The 5716-nt window shown below is 59.1% G+C and carries 4 protein-coding genes and 1 pseudogene; 1 reads left to right on the forward strand and 4 read right to left on the reverse strand.

Annotated elements, in window-relative coordinates:
* On the reverse strand, positions 1-1354 hold a 1354-nt coding region (locus JWR14_RS03405), incomplete at its 3' end, for a long-chain-fatty-acid--CoA ligase (RefSeq protein ID WP_299701370.1).
* An 830-nt stretch (positions 1355-2184) separates the two neighbouring features.
* On the opposite strand from JWR14_RS03405, the pseudogene JWR14_RS03415 reads away from it, so the two are divergent.
* Positions 2185-2406: pseudogene (locus tag JWR14_RS03415) on the forward strand (helix-turn-helix domain-containing protein).
* A gap of 175 nt (positions 2407-2581) precedes the next feature.
* Here JWR14_RS03415 and guaA read toward each other — a convergent pair.
* The 3 genes from guaA to JWR14_RS03430 all read right to left on the reverse strand — a co-directional run.
* Complete coding sequence (guaA, locus tag JWR14_RS03420) at positions 2582-4162, reverse strand: glutamine-hydrolyzing GMP synthase (protein ID WP_299701373.1); 1581 nt, start codon at positions 4160-4162, stop codon at positions 2582-2584.
* A 216-nt stretch (positions 4163-4378) separates the two neighbouring features.
* Entirely contained in the window at positions 4379-5185 is an 807-nt protein-coding gene (locus JWR14_RS03425; protein ID WP_299701376.1) for a hypothetical protein, read from the reverse strand.
* 2 nt (positions 5186-5187) lie between these two features.
* Positions 5188-5716 (reverse strand): IMP dehydrogenase (locus JWR14_RS03430; RefSeq protein ID WP_299701379.1); only part of this gene is annotated, 529 nt, incomplete at its 5' end.

Raw genomic sequence — 5716 nt, forward strand, 5'->3', positions numbered from 1 at the left:
CCCACTCGCCGCCCGACTTGATCACGTCCTTGAAACGGTCGGTGATGTGGATGTTGCCCGTCGCATCGATATTGGCAATGTCCTGCGTATGGAGATAACCGCCGGCCCACAGCTGCTCGGAAGCCTCGGGATTGTTCAGATAGCCCTGCGTGAGCCAAGGTGCCCGCGCGACGATCTCACCGGTGGCTTTGCCGTCGTAGACGAGTTCTTCCATGTTTTCGTCGACAACACGCAGGTCAACAAGAGGAACAGGCCGTCCGGTCTTGCAGCGCAGGCGAAGCTGCTCGTCGGCGTCCAGCTTTTCGGCCCCGGGCGGAAGTTGCGCGAGACTGAGGACGGGACACGTTTCCGACATTCCGTAACCGACAAACACATCGATGCCACGGTCCAGCGCCGCCCGAGCGAGGCCTTGCGGTAACGCACCGCCGCCGATGATGATCTTCCACTTGCTCATGTCCGTCGTCTTTCCCTCTTCGCACGAGAGCAGCATGTGCAGGATCGTGCCGACGCAATGCGAGAACGTGACGCCCTCTTCGCGTACAAGTCGCGCGAGCCGGTCCGGCATATAGCGGCCGGGATAGACCTGCTTCACACCCAGAACGGTGGCGATATACGGCATGCCCCATGCGTGGACGTGAAACATCGGGGTGAGCGGCATGTACACGTCGCCACGATGAAAACGCTGTCCCGAGACAGGGCTTGCGAGTGCCGCCATCAGGGTGATGGTGTGCAGAACCAGTTGCCGATGCGTGAAGTAGACGCCCTTGGGCAGGCCCGTGGTTCCCGTCGTGTAGAACGTCGTTGCGCGGGTGTTTTCGTCGAAATCGGGGAAATCGTAGCTCGTCGCGCTCGCCGCGAGCATCGCCTCGTATTCGGTGGCGAACGCAATGGTGTGCGCGCACGCTTCACTGTCCGGCTCGTCGATCCACACGAATGTGTGCACGGTTTCAAGCTGATCCTTGATCGCTTCGACCACGGGCAGGAAATCGGTGTGGACAAACAGCACCTCTGCGCCAGCGTGGTTGATCGTGTAGGCAATTTCGGCCTCCGACAACCTCACGTTGACCGTCTGAAGTACAGCGCCCATCATCGGGACTGCAAAGTAAGATTCCAGATAGCGGTGGCTGTCCCAGTCCATTACCGCCACGGTGCTGCCGTGCCGCACGCCGAGCCGGCTCAGCCCATTGGCGAGCCGCGCAATGCGTTCCCGCAGCGTGGTATAGGTCATCCGCAACTGGCCGCGGTACACGATTTCCTGGTCCGGCGCCTGAACAAACGGCGTGTGCAGCAATTGCTTGATCAGCAGCGGATACGCATACGGGGATAGCGTCGAGTTCTGCACGGCGTCCTGCATCTACATCTCCTGAGGTCGAGAAATGGATCGGGCTGACACAACAGATACAGCTGATGCATGTCCGTCGGTGCATGTTGCGCACGGTGGCATCCCGGTAGACGCCATCATCGGATTGTTTGCAAGTAGCGACCATCCCCCGAAAAGGGGAACTTCACGGAAGCGCCGAGTGGCGAGGATTGCGGCGCGGGTACGACGCTTTACGCCGGCAGAACGGGGATCGTTTGGGGCGGGAGGATACGGGGATTTTTGATGGATCGTTGGGGGAGCAATTGGCGGGCGCTGGGTCTTCCGCACCGTGGCGAGCGAGCGTCCCATTCGACCCTATCGGCGGATCGTTGGCGGTTCTCGCCGTCCACTGATGCGGGGATCAATTCGGAGCGGTGCAGCCTAGGTGATTGCGATGTTATACGTCATTGACGTATAGTCAGCCGATGCTGACAATCGTTGAAACACCTCTTTTCAAGAATCTTGTATCCGACTACTGGAGTGAAGACGAACGTCGTGAATTCTGCTCATGGCTCGCGAACAATCCCGACTCAGGGAACGTCATCCCTAGTTCAGGTAGTTGCCGGAAAGTTCGATGGAAACGTCAGGGAAATGGCAAGAGCGATGGCGTTCGTGTCATCGATTACAACCGGTAGGCAAGCGGCGAGATATGGTTGCTGACTATCTACGTCAAGAGCGCACAGAAAAATATCCCGTCGCACATCCTTAAAGCAATCAAGGGGACAATCGATCATGCCTAAGACAGAAAGGAACTCATCGAGCGCGACAAAACGCGCGATATCGGTGCCGAATTGCTGGAAGCCGGCCAGCAGATGAAGGGCGGAATGGCGGCCCGCGCAACCACGGTTGCGTTGAATGCTGCAAGCGAAGCCCGCCTGAAAGTGGGACTTTCGCAATCCCAGTTTGCCGCGGTGCTGGGCGTATCGGTACGTACGCTTCAAGAATGAGAGCAAGGTCGCCGCACCCCATCCGGTGCCGCGCAACGCCTGCTGAATATCGCCGCAAGACATCCCGAAGTTCTCATCGAAGAACTCGCTACGAGTTAGCGAGTGCTGTCAAAACAGGGCCGCGGGGTTCGAGTCGCAGAGGAGACTGACGCAGGATGCTCCCCAAACTGCCGCAAAGCGCGGTTCAGTCTCGGGGAGCAAGGGGGCGTCTTTTGGAGCTACGAGATCACTATTACTACCTTAAATGGCCAAAAAGGAAAGAATATTATCCTTTTCACTCCCACTCAATCGTAGCTGGCGGCTTCCCCGAAATATCATAAACAACGCGATTAATCCCTCTAACCTCATTAATAATCCGGTTCGAAACATGCCCTAAAAGCTCATGCGGCAGATGCGCCCACTGCGCGGTCATAAAATCCAGCGTCTGCACAGCCCGCAGCGCGACCACATACTCGTAAGTCCGCCCATCGCCCATCACGCCCACGCTTTTCACCGGCAAGAACACCGCAAAAGCCTGGCTCGTGAGCTCATACCACGACTTACCCGATTCTTTATCGAACGTATTCCTCAACGTTTCGATAAAAATCGCATCCGCGTGTCGCAGCAATTCAGCGAACTCCTTTTTAACCTCACCCAAGATCCGCACACCCAAACCCGGTCCCGGGAACGGATGCCGATAAACCATCGCGGGCGGCAGTCCAAGCTTCACACCCAACTCCCGCACTTCGTCCTTGAACAATTCGCGCAGCGGTTCAAGCAACTTCAAATTCAGCGTCTCGGGCAAACCACCCACGTTGTGATGGCTCTTGATCGTGTGACCCTTCTTGCCCTTGCCTGCCGATTCGATCACATCCGGATAAATCGTCCCTTGCGCGAGCCACTGCGCGTCCGCCAGCTTGTTGGCTTCCGTCTGGAACACTTCAACAAACTCAGCGCCAATAATCTTCCGCTTCGCCTCAGGATCAGTCACCCCGGCAAGCTTCGACAAAAACACATCGCTCGCATCAACATGAATCACCTTCACGCCAAGGTGATCGGCGAACGTCGTCATGACCTGCTCGGCTTCATTCAACCGCAGCAACCCATGGTCAACAAAAACGCACGTCAATTGCGCGCCAATCGCGCGATGCAAAAGCGCCGCCGCCACCGACGAATCCACGCCGCCCGACAACCCCAGGATCACGTGCTCATCGCCGACTTGCGCGCGAATCTTCTCGACCGCTTCATCAATGTAATGCCCCATCTCCCAATCCGGACGCGCGCCGCACAACTCGAGCACGAATCGATCAAGCATCGCGCGTCCCTGCACGGTATGCGTGACTTCCGGATGCCATTGAAGACCGTAGAAATGGCGCTCGTCATCCGCCATTGCAGCGATCGGGCAAGCCGGCGTAGAAGCCATCATCTTGAATCCGACGGGCATGTCCGCGACCTTATCGCCGTGGCTCATCCACACTTTCAGCATGCCGTGACCTTCGGGCGTCTGGAAGTCTTCAATGTCGTTCAGGAAGCTCGTGTGGTTATGCGCCCGCACTTCGGCATAACCGAATTCACGGACATTACCAAGTTCGACCTTGCCGCCGAGCTGTACAGCCATGGTCTGCATGCCGTAGCAAATGCCAAGCACCGGCACGCCGAGATCAAAGACGGCGTGCGGCGCGCGCGGCGAACCAAGTTCGGTGACCGAGTTCGGGCCGCCCGACAAAATGATGCCCTTCGGCGCGAACTCGCGGATGAACGCGTCGTCGACGTCGTACGGATGGATCTCCGAATACACATGTGATTCGCGGATGCGTCGTGCGATCAACTGGGTGACTTGGGAGCCGAAATCGAGAATCAGGATCTTGTCGTGCATGGCAGCGGCCGGAAGGCGAGTGAACGGAAAGGGTTGGCAAAAGCGAAAACACAAGCAGCAGGAACGAAGTCCCGCGCATCGCGTTACGCAGAAAGTTCAACGGCCGGCACTTGAAGCCGACCGCAGCAAGACAGATTCATCGATAAAACGAAACGCTCCGTTTATCGGCAGATATTCGACCGACCCAACACGGTCGCCAAAACACGGCGCGAGCCTTCAGCGCGGATCGCGGCGAACCGGATCGATGACCTGGCCGGTCACCGGATCCACCGTTCGGCCTGTGACCGGGTCGATCGGACGACCTGTTTCAGGATCGATCTTGTGACCGCTGACGGGATCGAACGCGCGGCCAGTGGCTGGATCCAGCGAGCGCCCCGTGGCCGGATCGACCACGTGCCCAGTAGCAGGATCAAACGCGGTAGCCGATGGTGCGGGCGCAACGGGGCGCGCAATAGCCTCGCCCACAACGGGCTCGTTATCCCAACGAGGATTTGCTGGCGCGACGGGGTCCGACGACAACGGCCTGGGCGGCGGCGTTACACGTTCCACCCGCTCTTCCGTCTTGGTCTTTGCCGCACGCTTCTCGGCTCGCTCAGCCGCAGCAGCGCCGGCCAGCGCGGCGCGCTCACGCCGCCGCACCGCACCTGACAGCCTCACGCTGCCAAGCCCCAGCACCAGCATGGCCACGCCAACCAGCGCCGCGACCACCTGACCAAACCCCGTCAACTCGGGCGTATGCAGACCGAGCAGCCAGACCATCATCACCAGGCCCGACAACCACTCCACGTGTCCCGACACCTTCGCGGCAGTCGCGGTCAGGGCACCATCGATAGCAGCATGAACCGCCAGCCACGCAATACCGATCAGCGCGATCCCGAACAACTGTCCGATAAACGGCGGCTGCACGGTCACGAGATGCATCGATGCCCACAAGGCTGTCCATGGCGTGAGCAGGAACAGCACGCCAAAGGCCAGGAAAATCAGTGCATTGATGACAAGAACAGCGCGCAGCAGCGGTTTCATGGTCAGTCCACGTGGTAGTTGGGTGCTTCCTTCGTGATTTGCACGTCGTGCACATGCGACTCGCGCATGCCCGCGCCCGTGATCTGGACGAATTCGGCTTTGTCGTGCATTTCGCCGATATTCCGGCAGCCGCAATAACCCATGCTCGCCCGCACGCCGCCGACCACCTGGAACAGGATGGCATTGACCGAGCCCTTATAGGCTACGCGGCCTTCAATTCCTTCCGGCACCAGCTTGTCGATATTCGCCGAGTTGTCCTGGAAATACCGGTCCGCCGCGCCGTCCTTCATTGCGCCGACCGAGCCCATGCCGCGATACGCCTTGTACTGGCGGCCCTGGAACAGGAATACATCGCCTGGAGATTCTTCCGTGCCGGCAAGCATGCTGCCCATCATCACCGCGTCCGCGCCGGCTGCGAGTGCTTTGCTGACATCGCCGGAAAAACGCACGCCGCCGACCACCTGGAACAGGATGGCATTGACCGAGCCCTTATAGGCTACGCGGCCTTCAATTCCTTCCGGCACCAGCTTG

It is taken from the genome of Caballeronia sp., from assembly GCF_028292365.1.
In the GTDB taxonomy this organism is placed as follows: domain Bacteria; phylum Pseudomonadota; class Gammaproteobacteria; order Burkholderiales; family Burkholderiaceae; genus Caballeronia.